This is a genomic window from Salmonella sp. SJTUF14076 (assembly GCF_015534835.1).
GTDB classification, from domain to species: Bacteria; Pseudomonadota; Gammaproteobacteria; order Enterobacterales; family Enterobacteriaceae; genus Salmonella; species Salmonella enterica.
In genome coordinates, this window is the sequence record NZ_CP064674.1 from 2302224 (window position 1) to 2320500 (window position 18277).

At 47.1% G+C, this 18277-nt stretch carries 16 protein-coding genes and 1 pseudogene; 9 read left to right on the forward strand and 8 right to left on the reverse strand.

The genetic code is table 11. The features are described from left to right. Positions 1-5: 5 nt before the first annotated feature. On the reverse strand, positions 6-692 hold the full coding sequence (locus tag HU143_RS11240; protein ID WP_023227595.1) for a B3/4 domain-containing protein: 687 nt from the start codon (positions 690-692) through the stop codon (positions 6-8). Between the two features lie 43 nt (positions 693-735). Here HU143_RS11240 and HU143_RS11245 point away from each other — a divergent pair, with 43 nt between their 5' ends. Next, on the forward strand, positions 736-1338 hold the full coding sequence (locus HU143_RS11245; protein WP_000163369.1) for a helix-turn-helix domain-containing protein: 603 nt from the start codon (positions 736-738) through the stop codon (positions 1336-1338). Between the two features lie 85 nt (positions 1339-1423). Here the strand turns inward: HU143_RS11245 and HU143_RS11250 are convergent, their stop codons facing one another. Then, on the reverse strand, positions 1424-2455 hold the full coding sequence (locus HU143_RS11250) for a mechanosensitive ion channel family protein (protein WP_000493665.1): 1032 nt from the start codon (positions 2453-2455) through the stop codon (positions 1424-1426). Positions 2456-2693: 238 nt separating this feature from the next. Between HU143_RS11250 and HU143_RS11255 the strand changes: the two genes are divergently transcribed. Continuing rightward, positions 2694-2948 carry a DUF2534 family protein gene (locus tag HU143_RS11255; RefSeq protein ID WP_000605645.1) on the forward strand — a complete coding sequence of 85 codons (255 nt, stop codon included), beginning with the start codon at positions 2694-2696 and terminating at the stop codon, positions 2946-2948. 54 nt (positions 2949-3002) lie between these two features. On the opposite strand, the gene uspE is transcribed toward HU143_RS11255, so the two are convergent. From uspE to ogt, 3 genes are all read right to left on the reverse strand, one after another. Beyond that, on the reverse strand, positions 3003-3950 hold the full coding sequence (gene uspE, locus HU143_RS11260) for a universal stress protein UspE (RefSeq protein WP_001262138.1): 948 nt from the start codon (positions 3948-3950) through the stop codon (positions 3003-3005). A gap of 150 nt (positions 3951-4100) precedes the next feature. Then, the gene (fnr, locus tag HU143_RS11265) at positions 4101-4853 is read right to left on the reverse strand and encodes a fumarate/nitrate reduction transcriptional regulator Fnr (protein ID WP_000611914.1); all 753 of its coding nucleotides are present in this window, start codon (positions 4851-4853) and stop codon (positions 4101-4103) included. 195 nt (positions 4854-5048) lie between these two features. Further along, on the reverse strand, positions 5049-5564 hold the full coding sequence (ogt, locus tag HU143_RS11270; RefSeq protein ID WP_000945036.1) for a methylated-DNA--[protein]-cysteine S-methyltransferase: 516 nt from the start codon (positions 5562-5564) through the stop codon (positions 5049-5051). Positions 5565-5821: 257 nt separating this feature from the next. Between ogt and smrA the strand changes: the two genes are divergently transcribed. From smrA to dbpA, 4 genes are all read left to right on the forward strand, one after another. Beyond that, positions 5822-6385 (forward strand): DNA endonuclease SmrA, encoded by a 564-nt coding sequence (gene smrA / locus HU143_RS11275; protein ID WP_001046799.1) that lies wholly within the window; start codon positions 5822-5824, stop codon positions 6383-6385. A 409-nt stretch (positions 6386-6794) separates the two neighbouring features. Continuing rightward, positions 6795-7949: a methyl-accepting chemotaxis protein gene (locus HU143_RS11280; protein ID WP_023227597.1), complete on the forward strand. Its 1155-nt coding sequence runs from the start codon at positions 6795-6797 to the stop codon at positions 7947-7949. Between the two features lie 145 nt (positions 7950-8094). Further along, positions 8095-9078, forward strand: coding sequence for a zinc transporter ZntB (zntB, locus tag HU143_RS11285; protein ID WP_000387373.1), 984 nt, complete (start codon positions 8095-8097; stop codon positions 9076-9078). Between the two features lie 486 nt (positions 9079-9564). Beyond that, positions 9565-10938 carry an ATP-dependent RNA helicase DbpA gene (gene dbpA / locus HU143_RS11290; RefSeq protein WP_000123688.1) on the forward strand — a complete coding sequence of 458 codons (1374 nt, stop codon included), beginning with the start codon at positions 9565-9567 and terminating at the stop codon, positions 10936-10938. A gap of 43 nt (positions 10939-10981) precedes the next feature. Here dbpA and ttcA read toward each other — a convergent pair whose 3' ends face one another. Continuing rightward, complete coding sequence (gene ttcA / locus HU143_RS11295) at positions 10982-11917, reverse strand: tRNA 2-thiocytidine(32) synthetase TtcA (RefSeq protein ID WP_001156208.1); 936 nt, start codon at positions 11915-11917, stop codon at positions 10982-10984. 94 nt (positions 11918-12011) lie between these two features. Beyond that, positions 12012-12164 (reverse strand): annotated as a pseudogene (locus tag HU143_RS11300) (tyrosine-type recombinase/integrase); the annotation flags it as partial. Between the two features lie 428 nt (positions 12165-12592). On the opposite strand from HU143_RS11300, the gene HU143_RS11305 reads away from it, so the two are divergent. Both HU143_RS11305 and HU143_RS11310 read left to right on the forward strand, forming a co-directional pair. Then, positions 12593-16015: a DUF4765 family protein gene (locus tag HU143_RS11305; protein ID WP_023227598.1), complete on the forward strand. Its 3423-nt coding sequence runs from the start codon at positions 12593-12595 to the stop codon at positions 16013-16015. 273 nt (positions 16016-16288) lie between these two features. After that, positions 16289-16627 carry an SMR family transporter gene (locus tag HU143_RS11310; RefSeq protein ID WP_000159242.1) on the forward strand — a complete coding sequence of 113 codons (339 nt, stop codon included), beginning with the start codon at positions 16289-16291 and terminating at the stop codon, positions 16625-16627. A gap of 52 nt (positions 16628-16679) precedes the next feature. On the opposite strand, the gene uspF is transcribed toward HU143_RS11310, so the two are convergent. Further along, positions 16680-17114 carry a universal stress protein UspF gene (gene uspF / locus HU143_RS11315; RefSeq protein ID WP_001082296.1) on the reverse strand — a complete coding sequence of 145 codons (435 nt, stop codon included), beginning with the start codon at positions 17112-17114 and terminating at the stop codon, positions 16680-16682. 595 nt (positions 17115-17709) lie between these two features. On the opposite strand from uspF, the gene tnpA reads away from it, so the two are divergent. Next, complete coding sequence (gene tnpA / locus HU143_RS11320; RefSeq protein WP_000502119.1) at positions 17710-18168, forward strand: IS200/IS605-like element IS200F family transposase; 459 nt, start codon at positions 17710-17712, stop codon at positions 18166-18168. Positions 18169-18277: the final 109 nt, after the last annotated feature.

Here is an 18277-nt window from a genome sequence, read left to right on the forward strand (position 1 = left end):
ATCAATCAAACACCTATCAACGTGGATTCAAAACGTAAACCTGGCATCATTTTTTCAAGGCCGTCAGTCAGCATGTTTCCTGCCGCGTACAATTCATCAACCGGCATTTCCGGCAAGCTTTCAAGGATAAACCACATCGCTTTATCTGAAGCGCTTAGTCGGGTACGTACTCCCTGACGCCAGTTCCAGCGCCGACAGGTGACGCCTCTGTCATCGCGCCAGATAACTTCGCCCGGTTCTGGCGACTCGGTGGCGGGTTGTCCTTCTTTCAGAGTATCAAATGTTTCACTACCGTCTGCGAAAACCAGCCGCGGCGATCCACAATAAGCCGCGCTATTTTCGCCGCCTACCGGTACGGCATAGCGCAGGCTCACCGCGTTATAAAGATCAACGACCGGATCCAGCGCCGCCATTGTTCCATCCTTCAACACGCGTTTTCGTAGCGCTTCAGCCGAGCAGGGGGTGCGCTTTGGTTTTGCGCCGAATGCTTTAAGCACCGCATTCCAGGCGTCTATATGCGCCTGTGCCCACGCCGGTTGGCCGTTAATTACGGCCTGACAGGCCTCTTTTAGCGCGATTTCTCCGACCTGCGCATCGCGAATCGGAGCGGCAATAACATTAATACTTAATGCACGAAAGCCGGGAGCGATACGGGCCAGTTCCGGGCTGATTGACGGTAACATAGAAGACATCGCATAATCCTGTAATGACTATTTTATTCTATGATATCGACCAATGACCAAAAAAGTCAACTTATCGACCACGGCGGGCGCCGACGTCAGCACAATAAATGAAGCTGTTTCCCAACGTATCAAACAATTTCGTAGCCAAAAAAAGATGTCGCTGGATGAGCTTGCGCGGCGTTCCGGCGTCAGTAAAGGAATGCTGGTGGAAATTGAAGGCTGTAAAGCCAATCCAAGCATTGCGCTGTTATGTAAGATCGCGGCGGCAATGGGAGTGTCCGTGGCGGATTTTGTCAACGTCGCCAGCGAGCCGATGGTTCATCTTATCAACCGGGATGCTATTCCGGTGTTGTGGCGCGGCGAGAAAGGCGGCAGTGCAAAACTAATGGCGGGAACCAGCGGGCCGGATATGCTGGAACTCTGGCAATGGATAATGCATCCTGGTGAACAGTTTGAGTCGGCAGGGCATCCGGCAGACACCTGTGAATTACTGTTTGTTAATCAGGGAACACTGACATTAACAGTCGACGGTAGACGCTTTATTATTCGGGAGGGCTGCTCCGCTGTAGCCAGAACCGACATGCCTCATGCCTACGTTAACGACACTAATGAGGTGCTTGAATTTACCATGACGGTGAATGAAAAGAGCCGTTGATCACCGTGAGGAAGGCGCTAACAACCCGCCATCCGGACAGGGAAGCCTCGGTGCCCGATAAGCATTTTCGGGCACCGGCTATCTTTTATTTTGTCGCAGGCGCGGCCTCCGGGTCATCGATATAGAGCGTCTGGCTTGGGAAGGCGAAGTCAGCGCCGTTTTCCTGGACAATCGCAATAATTTTCAGGTAAACATCCTGCTGTACGGCAAGCCATTCCTGCCATACTGTTGTTTTGGTAAAGCAATACACCATAATATTCAGCGAAGAGTCGGCGAATTCATTAAAATAGACCAACAGCGTCTGTTTCTGATCGATATCTCTGTGCGCCTGCAACATGTTTCTGATAGCGTCAACAATGAGGCCAATTTTGTCGGCATCTTCGTAACGTAACCCAATAACCGTTTTTATTCGACGGTTGGTCATCCGTCCCGGATTCTCAACGCTAATGGATGAAAAGACGGAATTAGGCACGTACAACGGGCGGTGGTCGAATGTGTTAATTCGCGTAATTCGCCAGCCGATTTCGGCGACCGTACCTTCGATATTTCTGTCAGGAGAACGAATCCAGTCTCCGATACTGAAGGGGCGATCGAAATAGAGCATAATACCGGAGAAAAAATTGCTCAGGACATCTTTGCCCGCCATACCAACAGCGATACCGCCGATACCGCCAAAGGTCAGCAGACCGGACAGACTCATGCCAAAATGTTCGCCATACAGTAAGACAATCGCGACAATAATGGTTATTTTTATGACCCGTGCCAGAATACGGGTACTGGTGACATCTCTACCTTTATTGACCTGTGCTTTTTCAAATTGGTTAATAATCAGGAAAAGTTTTATCGTCAGAATAAGCGCAATGAGCGAGGTGCAGATAAAATCAATGACCCCGGAAGAGATAAAACGCAAATTATAATCTTCAATAGCATTATTCAGGATGCTCCCGATGGTCCCAATAATAATTGCATAAATAAAAAACTGTGCCGCATGGAACGTGAATCCTTTCTTCCACTGTACGTTACGGCTGAGCCAAAATCTCACGACCAGCAACGCCATACCGCAACTGAAAAGTATCGCCAGATTAAATGCGTTTTTGAGAAAAAATTCAGTGAACATTATTGTTTTCCGCTCCTTCCTACGATAACAGCTCAGAATGACCTGATTAACAGGTATTTTACCCAGGATAAACGCGTAGATCATCGATAAGTAAAAAGAAGAAATAGTGCTATCAGCTTTAATCTCAGCGGTTTACTTTTTATGTAAATGCAATGTCACGTTTTATAGAGCAGACATCGCGTGAATGTCATGGTATTGTTGCCATCAGGTAACAAAGTCATCTGTAAAGGACAATACTATGATCATGATGAAGCTGAAATCGGCGAAGGGGAAAAAATTTCTGTTATGCCTGCTGGCAGTGTTTATCGTTGCGGCATCGGTGGTAACGCGCGCGACTATCGGCGGTGTGATTGAGCAATATCATATTCCACTGTCCGAGTGGACAAGCTCTATGTATGCCATTCAGTCGGCAATGATTTTCGTTTACAGTCTGGTGTTCACTATTCTGCTGGCGATTCCTTTGGGGATCTATTTCCTCGGCGGAGATGAGTAACAGGAATAGGGTATTGGCCGGATGGCAGCGCCATCCGGCAGGACACAAGAGGGATTAATCGTCCTCGTCGTCCAGTTCAACCGGTGTCTGGTACTCATCAGGCTTAATGACTAACAGGTCGCAGCGCAGATGGTCAATGACCTGTTCGGCCGTGTTCCCCAGAAACGCGGCCGAGAGTCCGGTACGTCCAACGGTGCCAAGCACAACGATCCCCGCCTGGAGATGTTCGGCAAGATCCGGGATAACTTCTTCCGGCAAGCCTTTTTCTACATGCGTAACTTTTTCATCGATGCTGAATTTCTGGCGCAGCGCTTTCATCGCCAGTAAATGCTGGCCTCTGATGGCGTCGTTATACACGCTGGGATCAAATTCCGGCAGCTCAATGGCGATATTGATTGGCGTAACGGGGTAGGCGCCGACCAGGTGCACTTCGGTATGATTAACCTGCTCCGCCAATTGTAAGGTCTCTTTTACCAGCTTTTCGTTGAGAGCATTGTGATAGGGCTCTTCGCTTGCCAGGTTCACGGCGACCAGGGCTTTGCCGCCCTCTGGCCACGGCTGATCCTTGACCATCCACACGGGGCTTGGGCATTTACGCAGCAAATGCCAGTCGGTAGGGGTAAAAATGACCGCTTCCAGTCGATCGTGCTGATGCGCCATTTTCAACACCAGATCGTGACTGCCGGCGATAACCTCCTGGATGATGGCCTCAAAGGGACGATTGTGCCAGACCACTTTAATTTCAATGGGGACACCGGCTTCAAGATAATATTTCGCCTGCTCACGTATCCAGGCTGTGCGTTGGCTTATTACGCCCTGACGCATTGCGGTGCGTTCGTCAGGAGAAAGCAGGGTGGTCATCTCATACGAGAAATCGTAAATAGGCAGGAAAGCTTTAATTTTGCCGCCAATCCGTTGATGCAAATAAACTGCTCGCCGTAATGCGGGTTGGTCGTCCTGATTGGGATCGATGACCACCAGCATATTTTGATACATAGCCATACAGGGTCTCCTTACAACTGTCATCGCAGTTTGTAACTAAAGAGTAACTCAAATATGGTGAATGAAACAGAGGAAGCGCTTCTGCCAGATCAATAAATGAGAAAAATTTAACGATATGGCAGAAGATAACATCAATGGTTTAGCTGACGTTTAAGCGACGTTGCGGGTATGACCGGCGAGGGCCGCCAGCGCATCGCTGTTTTCAATAGTAATATACTTACCTTTCACCGCCAGCATACCGCTTTTCTGGAAACGCCCCAGCAGACGGCTAATGGTTTCGACCGTTAAGCCAAGATAGTTGCCGATATCGCCACGGGTCATCGTCAGGCGGAATTCACGCGGTGAAAAACCACGCTGCGCAAAGCGGCGGGACAGGTTGTAAATAAACGCGGCCAGACGTTCTTCGGCGTTTTTCTTCGACAATAACAGGATCATATCCTGATCGCCTTTAATTTCACCGCTCATCAGACGCATCATTTGCTGACGCAGGTTAGGCATTTTGCCGGACAGGTCATCCAGCGTCTCAAAGGGGATTTCACATACCATTGAGGTTTCCAGCGCCTGTGCAAAGCTCGGATGATGACCGCTGCCAATGGCGTCAAAACCCACCAGGTCGCCTGCTAAATGGAATCCAGTAATCTGCTCATCGCCTTGCTCGGTAATGGTGTAGCTCTTAATCGTTCCGGAGCGGATAGCATAGAGCGATTTCAATTCATCACCTGCTTTAAACAGAGTTTGCCCTTTCTGAATGGGCTTTTTGCGCTCGATGATATTATCAAGCTGATCAAGCTCATGCTCGTTAAGTGTGAACGGGATGCAAAGCTGGCTGATACTGCAATCCTGGCAATGGATAGCACAACCGCCAGACTGAATGCGCCGTATAATTCGCTTTTCCGGGATCATAGGTCTGCTCAAGCCGTAATTGATATTTGTCAATTTTAACATCTTTTTGGTGAGCGCGTAAGTCTGAGCTATCCCGGAGAAGGAATAATTCAAGTATAAGTTTGATGAATGCTTTTATCTATTTGAAAACACGTAATTTATTTGTTGTTGCTTTACATAAAAGTGTGACCGATAAGGCACTTTTTGCCTGTATATTCATAATAAAAGATAGCCTTCATGGCGTAATAGCCACTCTTTTCGCTGCACGCCACCGGCGTATCCGGTCAGAGTGCCGTTACGCCCAATGACGCGATGGCAGGGAACAACAATACTGATGGGGTTAGCGCCATTCGCAGCACCGACTGCGCGTGCGGCGCCCGGTCGTCCCAGTTGCGCCGCCAGTTGACCATAGTGCATCACCTGCCCGCAGGGGATAGCGCGCAACGCCTGCCATACTTCCCGTTGAAAAGGTGTGCCCCCCGTGGCGGTTTCCAGGGTATCAATTACGGCGAGATTGCCTGCAAAATAATCTGCAAGCTTATCGCTGAGTCCACCGGGGTTAGTCGCAGAAACGCGTTCATAGCCTTCGTGACGGTAGTGGATATTTAGCAGTTGCTCCATACGATCGCGGTACTGTTCCCACTCAATGGCCCGCAGTCGAAACTGCTCATCGCAAACCACCCATAACGGACCTAATGGCGTGGCTATCTTCTCTTCAAGTAATCTCAGCATCCGTTCTCTCACATCGTCTTAGCCTAACGTAAGAGACAAGATATCATGCTAGGAATACCCGCAACCATACTCCTTAAAAGATAGTCAGGGATAACACATTTAGCGCCAGTAATATCGTTGGCGGAGAAAAAGGGAGCCGGGTGAGGCGGTTAATTGCCTGACATTGTCGCTGTTATTGGAAATAACTGTAAACCGTTGTCGGTATAACAGGGCACGGTTATGATAACGGCAGTCGCAAAAACGCTGGAGGATGAACCATGAACCTTGACGATAAAGCGCTGTTTCTTGACGCCATGGAGGATGTCCAGCCGCTGAAACGCCATACTGATGTACACTGGCAGCCAACGCGTAATCTTAAAACGCCCCAGCGTATCGACACGCTTCAGCTTGATAATTTCCTGACGACGGGCTTTCTGGATATTCTGCCGCTGAATGAACCGCTGGAATTTCGTCGGGAAGGATTGCAGCAGGGTGTCATCGACAAGTTACGCAGCGGGAAATACCCGCAGCAGGCCAGCCTCAATTTGTTACGCCAACCGGTCGAAACGTGCCGAAAAATGCTGTTTCGTTTTATCCTGGAGGCGCAGAAAGAGGGGTTGCGTAATGTCCTGATCATTCATGGTAAAGGGCGAGAGGCGAAGTCACATGCCAATATCGTCCGAAGCTATGTGGCCCGCTGGTTGACAGAGTTTGAAGATGTACAGGCTTATTGTTCGGCGCTGCCGCACCATGGCGGCGGCGGGGCATGTTATGTCGCGTTACGTAAAACGGTGCAGGCTAAACAGGATAACTGGGAGCGCCATGCGAAGCGTAGTCGGTAAATCGTTGTCGCTGGCGGACAGGACCGCCAGCGCAAGCTCGCGCGAACCCGATTTATGCCTGCTATAACGCCTCATCCAAATGCTCAGGATTCTGCAAGAGAACGGGCGATAACGCTGTCCGCGGTAATAACACGGAGAAACAGTCATTCGCTTATTTAAGCGTCTATTAAAATATACTGGCTTTCGACTTAACTATTAAGCAGAAAATGGTGATAAGTACATCAGTTGTCAATATGGATGGATGAATATCCTGGCATAGCGAATATAGGTGATTTTATCTGTTGACCTAAGGGAAATGGCGATGGTCTGGTATTGAATATGGAGAATGTCAAAGAAACGAATGGCAATAGGTATCTGAAATGCTATAAAAATAAAACCTGTCTCCTATCCTGGTTGTAGGCCGTCAAAAATGTTGAGAAATATCAGCGTCAGGACATGCATTATTCTATTCATGGTATGTGCGTTTCTTTTGGTGGATACTTTACAAATAGCTTTTCTGCACGATCTCCCTATTTTAATTACGTGTAATATCATTTATCTGATCTCAGCATTACTGCTTTGGTGGTATATGACCTGCTATCTGGTAGTGCCAATTAATACCGTGAAGAAAAGTATTGAAGAGGTCGCAGCAGGAAACTTGTCTATTCATATCGCCGAATTTGGCAATAATTGCGCCGGGCGACTCATCCCCGGGATTAATAGCCTGTCGGAGAATATTTCCGCGCTGGTACGCGAAATCAGATCCTCTTCGCAAACGGCAATGACCCTTTCCGAACAACTGGCGGCGCGCAGTCTGTCGCTATCCGTAAAGACGGAACAGCAGTCGGCCTCGCTAATTCAAACTGCCGCCAGTATGGATGAAATGGCGGCGAGTACCAAAAACAATGCGGATAATACCCGAATGGCGAGCATACAGGCGGATTGTGCAACCCAATGCGCCCGTAAAGGCGGTGAATTAATGGTGCGGGTTACAGAAAATATGCGTTCTATTACCGACTGTGCCTCGCAGATGACGGAGATTATTTCATTGATTGACGGTATCGCATTCCAGACTAATATTCTGGCGCTTAACGCGGCGGTAGAGGCTGCGCGGGCAGGCGATCATGGAAAAGGTTTCTCCGTGGTGGCCGGGGAAGTGCGTAACCTGGCGCATCGTAGCGCCGAGGCGGCAAAAAGTATCAAGGCGCTGATCGACGTTACGCATGACAATGTGCGGCAGGGGGCCGCCATAGTGCAGGAGGCTGAAAAAAATATGCAGGAGATTGTTGGCGGCTCCGGGCAATTAAACGTGCTGATGAGTGAAATTTCCACCACCACGCGGGAGCAGGAAAAAGGCATTAACCAGATAACCCTGGCGTTGAGCGATCTGGAAAGCGCAACCCATAGCAATGTCTTAATGGTTGAAGCGTTATCTGCTTCTTCGGATGTTTTAAAGGTGCAGGTGATCGAGTTACAGACTAAAACCGACAAATTTCGTTTAAGCCAGCTGGGTTACAGTGAACATGCGCTGTCGCGCTCTCATGTATCACCTCTTTCGACCATCGCCAGGCGCGGCCAGGCCTGATAATACATGTTTGGTAAGCGCCTGTTGCTAAGGCGCTTTTTTCGCACGTTCCCGTCATTCTTTTTGCGCAATGAGAAAATGAGAGATTGCTTAACCTTTCCCGAAAGCTAGACTAACGGCATAAGAGTTGTAACGAGGAGGCGCTGTGGAAGCCATTAAGGGATCGGATGTGAACGTGCCGGATGCCGTTTTCGCATGGCTACTGGATGGTCGTGGTGGAGTAAAACCGCTCGAAGATAATGATGTGATCGATAGTCAGCATCCCTGTTGGCTACATCTTAATTATACCCACCCGGACAGCGCCCGCTGGTTAGCTTCAACGCCTTTACTCCCCAATAACGTGCGTGATGCGCTGGCTGGTGAAAGCTCGCGCCCGCGCGTAAGTCGTATGGGGGAAGGGACGCTCATTACGCTGCGCTGTATTAATGGCAGTACTGACGAACGCCCGGATCAATTAGTGGCAATGCGTTTATATATGGACGAGCGATTCATTGTGTCTACCCGTCAGCGAAAGGTTCTGGCGCTGGACGATGTGGTCAGTGATTTGCAGGAGGGCACCGGGCCCGTAGATTGCGGCGGCTGGTTAGTGGATGTGTGCGATGCGTTAACCGATCACGCCAGTGAATTTATTGAAGAGCTACACGATAAAATTATCGATCTGGAAGATAATCTTCTCGACCAGCAAATCCCACCGCGCGGTTTCCTCGCATTGCTACGTAAACAGCTAATTGTTATGCGCCGCTATATGGCGCCGCAGCGCGACGTCTATGCCCGGCTTGCGAGTGAACGGCTGCCGTGGATGAGCGACGATCACCGGCGCAGAATGCAGGATATCGCCGACAGGCTGGGAAGGGGGCTGGATGAAATTGACGCTTGTATCGCGCGTACTGGCATCATGGCGGATGAAATTGCCCAGGTGATGCAGGAGTCTTTGGCGCGCAGAACTTATACCATGTCGCTTATGGCGATGGTATTTCTGCCCAGCACCTTTTTAACAGGGTTATTTGGCGTTAACCTGGGCGGTATTCCCGGCGGCGGATGGCGGTTCGGCTTTTCTCTGTTTTGTATTCTGTTAGTTGTCCTGATCGGTGGTGTTACTTTATGGTTGCATCGCAGTAAATGGTTGTAACAAAAGCGCTTTTCAGACCATTTCGTATGAAAAAACGCCGAGAAATTTGAGCGAAGTCAATAAACCATCTACCTATTCGGGGCAATATCTCTCTCGCAGGTGAATGCAACGTCAAGCGATGGGCGTTGCGCTCCATATTGTCTTACTTCCTTTTTTGAATTACTGCATAGCACAATTGATTCGTACGACGCCGGCTTAGATTAGTCGGCTTTTTTTTGCCTGTAGAATATCAGCGTCTACCCTTTAAGAGTCTGAATGACATTCTGGAGGGTAATATGAGCTGTCTTTTGACCTTATTATATCTACACTCGTCCTTGTCGGACCCGATTCCCACTGACCCTGTTCCCATTCCTGAGCCGCTTCCCCGTCCCCAGCCGATGCCCGACCCGCCGCCGGACGAAGAACCGATTAAAATGTCGCATCAAACGCCCGGATCTGCGAGGATACGCGCCTGCTGACTATGAGTCGTTACCGCGAGAGTAAATTGTGACCGCTTTTTCAACCCTGAATGTTTTGCCCGCCGCCCAGCTCAATAACCTTACTGAGCTGGGCTATCTTGAGATGACGCCTGTTCAGGCCGCAGCATTACCCGTCATTCTGGCGGGTAATGATGTGCGTGTGCAGGCCAGGACCGGTAGCGGCAAAACGGCGGCGTTTGGTCTTGGGCTCTTGCATCGAATTGACGTCACTCTGTTCCAGACACAGGCGTTAGTGCTGTGTCCGACGCGGGAGCTGGCGGATCAGGTAGCCGGGGAGTTACGTCGCCTGGCCCGTTTTCTGCCAAATACCAAAATTCTGACCTTGTGTGGCGGGCAACCCTTTGGCGCACAGCGCGACTCGCTTCAGCACGCTCCGCATATCATTGTCGCGACGCCGGGGCGCCTGCTGGATCATTTACAAAAAGAAACCGTATCGCTGGATGCGCTGCATATTCTGGTAATGGATGAAGCAGACCGAATGCTGGACATGGGATTCAGTGACGCCATTGATGAGGTGATCCGCTTTGCGCCTGCGACGCGCCAGACGTTATTGTTTTCAGCAACCTGGCCTGAGGCCATCGCGGCGATTAGCGGTCGTGTACAGCAGCAGCCAATACGTATTGAAATCGATACGGTAGATGCGCTACCGGCTATCGAACAACAGTTCTTCGAAACGTCTGCGCATGAAAAAATTTCGCTGCTACAAACGTTGCTTAGCCAGCATCAGCCAGCGTCCTGCGTGGTATTTTGCAATACCAAAAAAGATTGTCAGGCCGTTTGTGATGCGCTTAATGCGGTAGGACAAAGCGCGTTGGCGCTCCACGGCGATCTGGAACAACGCGACCGCGACCAGACGTTGGTGCGTTTTGCAAATGGCAGCGCGCGCATTCTGGTTGCCACCGACGTTGCCGCGCGAGGGTTAGACATTAAATCGCTCGAACTGGTGGTTAACTATGAGCTGGCCTGGGACCCGGAGGTGCATGTCCATCGTATTGGCCGTACGGCGCGCGCGGGAAGCAGCGGCCTGGCGATCAGTTTCTGCGCGCCGGAAGAGGCGCAGCGGGCGAATATTCTTTCAGAAATGCTGCAACTTAAACTGAACTGGCTGAATGCGCCCGCCCGGCAGTCGTTGCTCCCTCTGGCCGCAGAGATGGCTACCCTATGTATTGACGGCGGCAAAAAAGCGAAAATGCGTCCGGGAGATATTTTAGGCGCGCTGACCGGCGATATTGGATTAGACGGGGCGGATATCGGCAAAATTAACGTGCATCCAATGCACGTTTACGTCGCCGTACGTCAAGCAGTAGCGCAAAAAGCCTGGAAGCAGTTGCAAAACGGGAAGATCAAAGGCAAGTCATGCCGGGTACGGCTATTAAAATGATCGATAGCATGGCGTCTCAGCGGAGTGCTGAGACGCCTGCAGATTATTTCACTTCGATAACATCAAGCCGCAACGCTTCTAAGGCAGTGTCATCTTCTTCCGGCTGCCAGCCAGCGGGCTGCAAGGGTATCTCTTCACGATCGAACGCTAAATCGCCGCCGTCGACGACCTCGGAACCATGAGTGATTCCTTTGAAATCGAACAGGTTAGTGTCACAAAGGTGAGACGGCACTACATTCTGCATGGCGCTAAACATCGTCTCGATCCGTCCAGGATAGCGCTTATCCCAGTCGCGTAGCATGTCGGCAATCACCTGGCGTTGCAGGTTAGGTTGCGAACCGCACAGATTACAAGGAATGATAGGGAAGGCTTTGGCCTCAGCAAAACGGATAATATCTTTCTCGCGGCAGTAAGCCAGCGGACGGATCACGATATGTTTGCCGTCATCGCTCATCAGCTTCGGCGGCATCCCTTTCATTTTTCCGCCATAGAACATATTCAGAAACAGGGTTTGCAGAATATCGTCGCGATGGTGGCCCAGGGCGATTTTAGTCGCGCCCAGTTCAGTCGCCGTACGATACAGGATACCCCGACGCAAACGCGAGCACAGCGAGCAGGTGGTTTTTCCTTCCGGAATCTTCTCCTTCACAATGCCGTAGGTGTTTTCTTCGACGATTTTATATTCTACGCCCAGCTGCTCAAGGTAGGCTGGCAGGATATGTTCCGGGAAACCTGGCTGCTTTTGATCGAGGTTGACGGCGACCAGTGAAAAATTGATCGGGGCGCTTTGCTGCAAATTACGTAAAATTTCCAGCATCGTATAGCTATCTTTGCCACCAGAAAGGCAAACCATAATGCGATCGCCTTCTTCAATCATATTAAAATCGGCAATCGCTTCGCCAACGTTACGGCGCAGGCGCTTTTGCAACTTGTTGAGGTTGTATTGCTCTTTCTTTGTATTCTTTTGAATTTCTTGCATTATTTCAGTTCTCTGGTACTAAATGGGGCGAACTTTGCAACTACGATAACCGCGCATTCAACATCGCTACTTGTTCGTCGTTCATGTCATCAATCTACATACCGTAAATTTCATACACCATCTGCGCAGTTTCATGCCCCATTTGGCTGGCGATAAATGCCGGGTTCGCTCCTGCCGTCAACAGCCAGCAGGCAAAAGTATGTCGCGTATGGTACGGATTACGGCGACGAATGCCAGCACGTTTTAATAGAGATAGTACCTTCGGATATTGTCAACTGTATATATCATGCAGCCAGGTCCGTTAAGAAGTGACGGGCTCAACTGAAATTCAGCGCTGCTGCGTCCTGATGATGGTACGTTTCAAGTGGTTTCGTGGAGTGAACCGGGACTGGTGTAAAATGATATTCGGCACACCCTTTTTGCTCTTTCATTGGTGATATAAAATAACGTATCAGTATTTTATTATCTAATAAGATAGTGCAGAGTGTTTAATTATCGTTGGGTAAGATCATTTTACCGTATACTATTTAAAATTTTCTTGCCTATTCTGGTGGTCATATTGAATTAAAAATAGCCTGTATCATATGTACAGTTCAGACAAATTATTTGCGATGAGAATTGCTACCTGATATCTACACCTTATGATGTATACCATAATTCTGGCTGGAGAACGTAATGCGTATAACAGTAAGTGATATATCAACCAGAGAATCACAGCAGACGGTACAGATACAAGCTATCAGAAGTTGGGATACCATACCGTACCTTTCAATGTTGGATGGACTTTATCAGGACGATATCTTTCATGAGCAAATATCTAATTTACCAGAAGAATATATTAAGCTGGATGAGATGGCCAAAGATGAAGAAAAGAACAGCTTAAATATTTATGAATTCTTCTTTGAGCCAACACATGAAATTATATGTGAAGAAATCCAATCAACATTGGATTTTTATTATTCAAATAGCGCAACCTTCCGTAGGCTGGTTAATTATAAAGTAGAGCGCAGTATCAATGACGATGTAGATACCAATAAATGCGAGGTAAAGATATCTCTAAATTACAGTTACGAAAATATTGATGGGGGGCGAGGATATTTATCGCTTCCATTTGATCAAAGCGGCTATCCAATTCCCCCTGACTTTCACAACTGTGCAAATGGAATTACATCAGAAAAATTGTTGTTAGATTTATTTCTAAAATATATTTTGCACGATCATTTAAATGCAAGCGGTGAAGTTGCAAACGTTTACGCCAATGTTATTTATAAAGAGATTGATCCCGCTGCAATTGCACATACATCGTCGTGTTTTTCTCAGGTAACGATGAGTGGTGAACATGAGCTATTTAATGTGGATAGCGTAACTGTTCCACCTAAAAGTACTGAGCAAATTATATTTGAGGGAAAGGAAATTCAAAAGCAAATTTTCTTATCTTCTCATAGCCGCAATCATCTTCAGCCAGTAACCATTCATAAAATGGACAGGAGTATTAAAAACATTGCAGTAACTGGTTTGTTATTATCATCAAGATTAGCAGTAACATCTGGTGATTATAGGATAAAAAATGGTAATTCAGAAGGTGAGAATAATTTTTTACCCGTTAAAGAATTACAGAGATATGAAAGGGCTCTCCCGGAGGATCATCCTGCCCCAACTACGGAGCCTAACCTGGCAGGTAAGGTGTTAGATGGCCTATTTGAACACTTTACATCTATGGCGGGAGGACGCCTTATCTCAATACTCAAACTACTGGTAAAAGAACAAGAGGCAAATAGTTATAAAAGAGGCTATCATGAATTACTTGCGTTTTCTCAAACTGGGCAGTGGACGCATGATGGAAGAGCTATTGCCGCTGAATATATGTTCAAAGGTCTTTTAGTTCATTTAAGTGATCGTCTCATTGTTCTCGGTGAGGGAAGTTTCATTTCTGTTCTATCTTTTGTAAGAGAAAATATTCAACATCAATATAAAATATATGAGCTAATGGCGCGTGATATGCTGGTTCATCCTATGCATTTCAGTACTGAGCCTGAACCACTCATGATAGACAGGCCTTTATGGACAAGGGAAAGCCACTATGCGAAAGTCCTGTATGAAAAGTTTCCTGCTATTTCTGGTTCAAGCTTTGACGTTTTCTATGGTAAGGATGCTATTATTACAGCATTAGAAATAGTATCTTTCAATAGACAAGAAAGAGGAAAGAGCGCTTTTAATAAAAAAAGGATGAATCATCTTTTTAAGCTGGTTCAATTAGTGATACACCATTTATCCAGCAATGGTGGTGATAGAGTATTGCTTAGCCCTGAAGGCATAAAAAATAATTTTATTATTATGCGTAATATTATTTTTTGGTGTGCAAAGATAACGGGGCCAGTTAATGATAAAAAAATAGACACAATAGCAAGAAAAATTGTGGTTAATAATAAGTTTGCCAAAGGAGTTAAATCAACTCTTCCCAAAAGTAACGAGCCTTTAAGATTGTTAATGAAAGCCGCGATCAATAAACAGCTAGGCTGGGCGGAGAAATATTATCGAGCAGAGACTCATATGAAGGAGCATATGCAGGAGTGTGATATCTTAGGACTAATGGACATCAACAAAATGGTGCAAGAGGCCGTTGTTGGGCTTATTCACGAGATCAGTGATATTGCGCAAAGCAGTTGGCTGACATTAGAAGAACAACATGAGAGACAGGCTCAGGCTCTCGAATCGTTCAAGGAGAAGCTTTCCTCCATGAATGGCGGGCAAGAATTCGTTTATGCATTCAATAAGATTATTCAGGAGGGGTTGGGAGGATTAATTGAGCTGAGTTTTGATCTTGATGATACTATACATCATCGCACAACTTCCTCATTAAGTCCGGCTGCAAGAGCAGGACTTCACCTCTTAGGAACGGTCTGGAATATTGTAATGGGGCTTATCCCTGGTTTTAACGCTCTGGCTGGTACCAGCAGTATTCTTAACCGGGCTGTTGTGGAAAACTCTGCGGATGTATGCGGTTACGTACAGGATATTATTCGTATCGGTATGGAGGCTGTTCCTGTTGCTGGAGCGAAGTTCACAGAAAGAGCGGCAAATGCAAAGTATACGGGCCTCCGATTTGTTGAAGATAAAATACAAAGAGGTGTAGTACGAGCGCCGATTCAAAAAGGGAGTAATTATAAAACTATAGAGTCAATAGAAAATACAGATTTTATTTATCAAAAAAGTAGTCAGAAAGTTCTTGAGTTAGGACCAGAGGGAAACGATGGGCTCTATCGCGCTACCGGTTTTGATAAAGAAACGTATGGTTATTACAAATCGTCAGGAGAAGGCTTTTACAGAAAACAAGCCTCATATCCACCGCTGTCATCGGAAGCGCCTAATACGATAAAATATGGCGACAGAGAGCTCGTTTTAACTAAAGAACCCGGTTCAGAAACGTATCGGGCAACCTATTCGGATAGCGGAAAAGATTCAGCTATGACATTTTACCGATCTTCTGATGGAAGATTTTATCAAGCGTCAGGGCTGAAAGGTGGGGGGCTTATTCGCCATATTGATAAGCCTTATTCAGAGTTAAGAGAAGGAGACGCGGGTTATGATGAAGAACTTCTGGATATTACGGATGATTCCCCCTTACTGGAAGATATACTGGCCTCCCTGTCAGAAGATTTATACCCTACATCAGAAGAAAATGTACAAGGTATTTATAAGAAATACCAGAGTGGGGATGCAGCAGCAGGGGAGACCGAAGTTGTATTATGCCGAGGTACAATAGGTCCGCAGGCTGAAAATATTGTTAGTTTTAAAACAGCAGGCGGTATTGAGGGGGGCGATGTAGAGGTATTGCCTGTCTCTGCTGAAATAGCCAAAGAGCAGGTTCGAAGTGGAAGAATCGTACCTGAATATACCACCGATCTTAGTGTTGCCGACAGGTTCAGCAGGGAGCATTTTCTTATTATCGTTAAGGTAAAAGTCAGATATCTTACACGAGGTAGTGTCAGTGAAAGTGGCTGGGTTATGCCAAAAAACACACCAGTGGACCCTGTTGGTATAATTGACAGGACATATGGTAAAGCAGAAAATACGGGGCAGGCAAACGCTTCTAAGTAATCATAAATCCTGAACAAGTTTATTGTTTTGATCTCTCGTGTATGAAAGATTGCTTTTATACTTTAATTAATTCGACTTGCAGGAAGGCGGCAAGCGAGCGGATCCCCAGGAGCTTACTCAAGTAAGTGACTGGGGTAAGGGAACGCAGCCGCAGCACATGCAACTTGAAGTAGGTTATGGCGAGATACGCAACGGGTCAAAAGCGTCTTTATTCTGTCATCCGTATTAATTAAGATGTCATCACGACCAGAAAAATATCGGACGAAGAGATGTATGACTAAAGAAGCTGTAATCTTTCTATTTATCGCCATCGTGGTAGAAGTTATCGCCACGATCTCATTAAAATTATCGGATAGTTTTACGCGTCTGGTACCGAGCCTCGTTACCATCATCGGATATTGTATCGCGTTCTGGTGCCTTACCATCCCAATGCGAACCATCCCTGCGGGTATCATTTATGCCATTTGGTCTGGGGTAGGGATTGTTCTTATTGGATTGATAGGATGGTTGTTTCTTGGCCAAAAACTGGATGTGCCGGCTATTATTGGCATGTTGCTTATTATCTGCGGCGTAATCGTAATCAATCTGTTTTCAAAAAGCGTCAGTCACTAGGCGATGATGATGGTTGATTTGAGCCCGCACTCTCTTATGCGGGCTCGGGTATTTAGCGTACCACCAGTACGGAGCATTCCGCATGACGCACAACGGCTGCGGCGTTGGAACCCAACAGATAGGTAGTAATATCCGGACGATGCGAGGCGATAATCACCATATCGGCCGGTAATTTTTTTGCCATTTCCAGAATCTTATCTTTAGGAGAGCCTTCTGCCACGTGCGCCTGCACGCGGTCCGCGGGAAGGTTGAATTTCTTGATAATCGCTTCCAGTTGTGATTTGGCTTCGGCTTTCAAATCGTCCATTGCGGGGAGCTCTGCTGAATAAGCCAGTCCCAGTGAAGCGTAATAGGGCAAAGACGGGATTACAGTCAAAAAGTGCACTTTAGCGTCGTCAATCTTTGCTTCGGCTTCAACATGTGAAATCACGCGTTGAGTTAATTCTGAATCTGAAATATCGATGGGTACAAGAATCGTTCTGTTCATAAAACCTCCTGTTTAAGTATCCACTGAAATTCTACTCCCTAAAGGCACTTTATGTACAATGACATACGTCACATTTTAGGTGCTGCTCCACGATACTCTGCGGGGACTACCAACAGGGGAGGACGGCGTAATATTAAGCGCATTCCCCGTAAATAATCAGCGAGTTGACGTTAAAACGTTATTTATGCCTTGTCAGGAAAGACCTAAAAAGAGATGTTACCGTTTAATTCAATAATTAATGAAATAATTCGCAGTGAAATAGATATAATTTATACGAATGCTTTTGGGGGTATTATACGAAATAAAAATTATACAATATCATTCGGTTACGATATTCTACGCCTGTTATATGCCTTTATTGTCACATATTCATTTTGTCGCTGGGCCATTGCGTTAACCTTTGCTTTCCAGCGTATAAATTGACAAGCCCGAACGAATGTTCGGGCTTTTTTGTCTATGGAAAACCCCCAGCTAGGCTGGGGGTTCCGGAAAGCTTTCAGCTTTAAGTCAGTTATTAAAACCCCTTTTGATTTGTTAAAACATCTTGCGGTCTGGCAACTGCAAAAGTTCAACAAGAAATCAAAAGGGGGTCCCAATGGGGGACGAAAAGAGCTTAGCGCACACCCGATGGAACTGTAAATATCACATAGTTTTCGCGCCCAAATACCGAAGACAAGCGTTCTATGGAGAGAAGCGTAGGGCAGTAGGCAGCATATTAAGAAAATTGTGTGAATGGAAAAACGTACGAATTCTGGAAGCGGAATGTTGTGCAGATCATATTCACATGCTTCTGGAGATCCCGCCGAAGATGAGTGTGTCGAGCTTCATGGGATATCTGAAGGGTAAAAGTAGTCTGATGCTTTACGAGCAGTTTGGGGATCTAAAATTCAAATACAGGAACAGGGAGTTCTGGTGCAGAGGGTACTATGTCGATACGGTGGGTAAGAACACGGCGAAGATACAGGACTACATAAAGCACCAGCTTGAAGAGGATAAAATGGGTGAGCAATTATCGATCCCTTATCCGGGCAGCCCGTTTACGGGCCGTAAGTAACGAAGTTTGATGCAAATGTCAGATCGTATGCGCCTGTTAGGGCGCGGCTGGTAAGAGAGCCTTACAGGCGCATCAGAAAAACCTCCGGCTATGCCGGAGGATATTTATT

Bases quoted from the DNA above. Each gene is read 5' to 3' on its own strand.
- HU143_RS11280 (WP_023227597.1), top strand. From the start codon at position 6,795: ATGTTGAGAAATATCAGCGTCAGGACATGCATTATTCTATTCATGGTA.
- ogt (WP_000945036.1), bottom strand. From the start codon at position 5,564: ATGCTGAGATTACTTGAAGAGAAGATAGCCACGCCATTAGGTCCGTTA.
- HU143_RS11255 (WP_000605645.1), top strand. From the start codon at position 2,694: ATGATCATGATGAAGCTGAAATCGGCGAAGGGGAAAAAATTTCTGTTA.
- ttcA (WP_001156208.1), bottom strand. From the start codon at position 11,917: ATGCAAGAAATTCAAAAGAATACAAAGAAAGAGCAATACAACCTCAAC.
- tnpA (WP_000502119.1), top strand. From the start codon at position 17,710: ATGGGGGACGAAAAGAGCTTAGCGCACACCCGATGGAACTGTAAATAT.
- uspE (WP_001262138.1), bottom strand. From the start codon at position 3,950: ATGGCTATGTATCAAAATATGCTGGTGGTCATCGATCCCAATCAGGAC.
- HU143_RS11250 (WP_000493665.1), bottom strand. From the start codon at position 2,455: ATGTTCACTGAATTTTTTCTCAAAAACGCATTTAATCTGGCGATACTT.
- uspF (WP_001082296.1), bottom strand. From the start codon at position 17,114: ATGAACAGAACGATTCTTGTACCCATCGATATTTCAGATTCAGAATTA.
- HU143_RS11245 (WP_000163369.1), top strand. From the start codon at position 736: ATGACCAAAAAAGTCAACTTATCGACCACGGCGGGCGCCGACGTCAGC.
- HU143_RS11240 (WP_023227595.1), bottom strand. From the start codon at position 692: ATGTCTTCTATGTTACCGTCAATCAGCCCGGAACTGGCCCGTATCGCT.
- HU143_RS11305 (WP_023227598.1), top strand. From the start codon at position 12,593: ATGCGTATAACAGTAAGTGATATATCAACCAGAGAATCACAGCAGACG.
- smrA (WP_001046799.1), top strand. From the start codon at position 5,822: ATGAACCTTGACGATAAAGCGCTGTTTCTTGACGCCATGGAGGATGTC.
- fnr (WP_000611914.1), bottom strand. From the start codon at position 4,853: ATGATCCCGGAAAAGCGAATTATACGGCGCATTCAGTCTGGCGGTTGT.
- HU143_RS11310 (WP_000159242.1), top strand. From the start codon at position 16,289: ATGACTAAAGAAGCTGTAATCTTTCTATTTATCGCCATCGTGGTAGAA.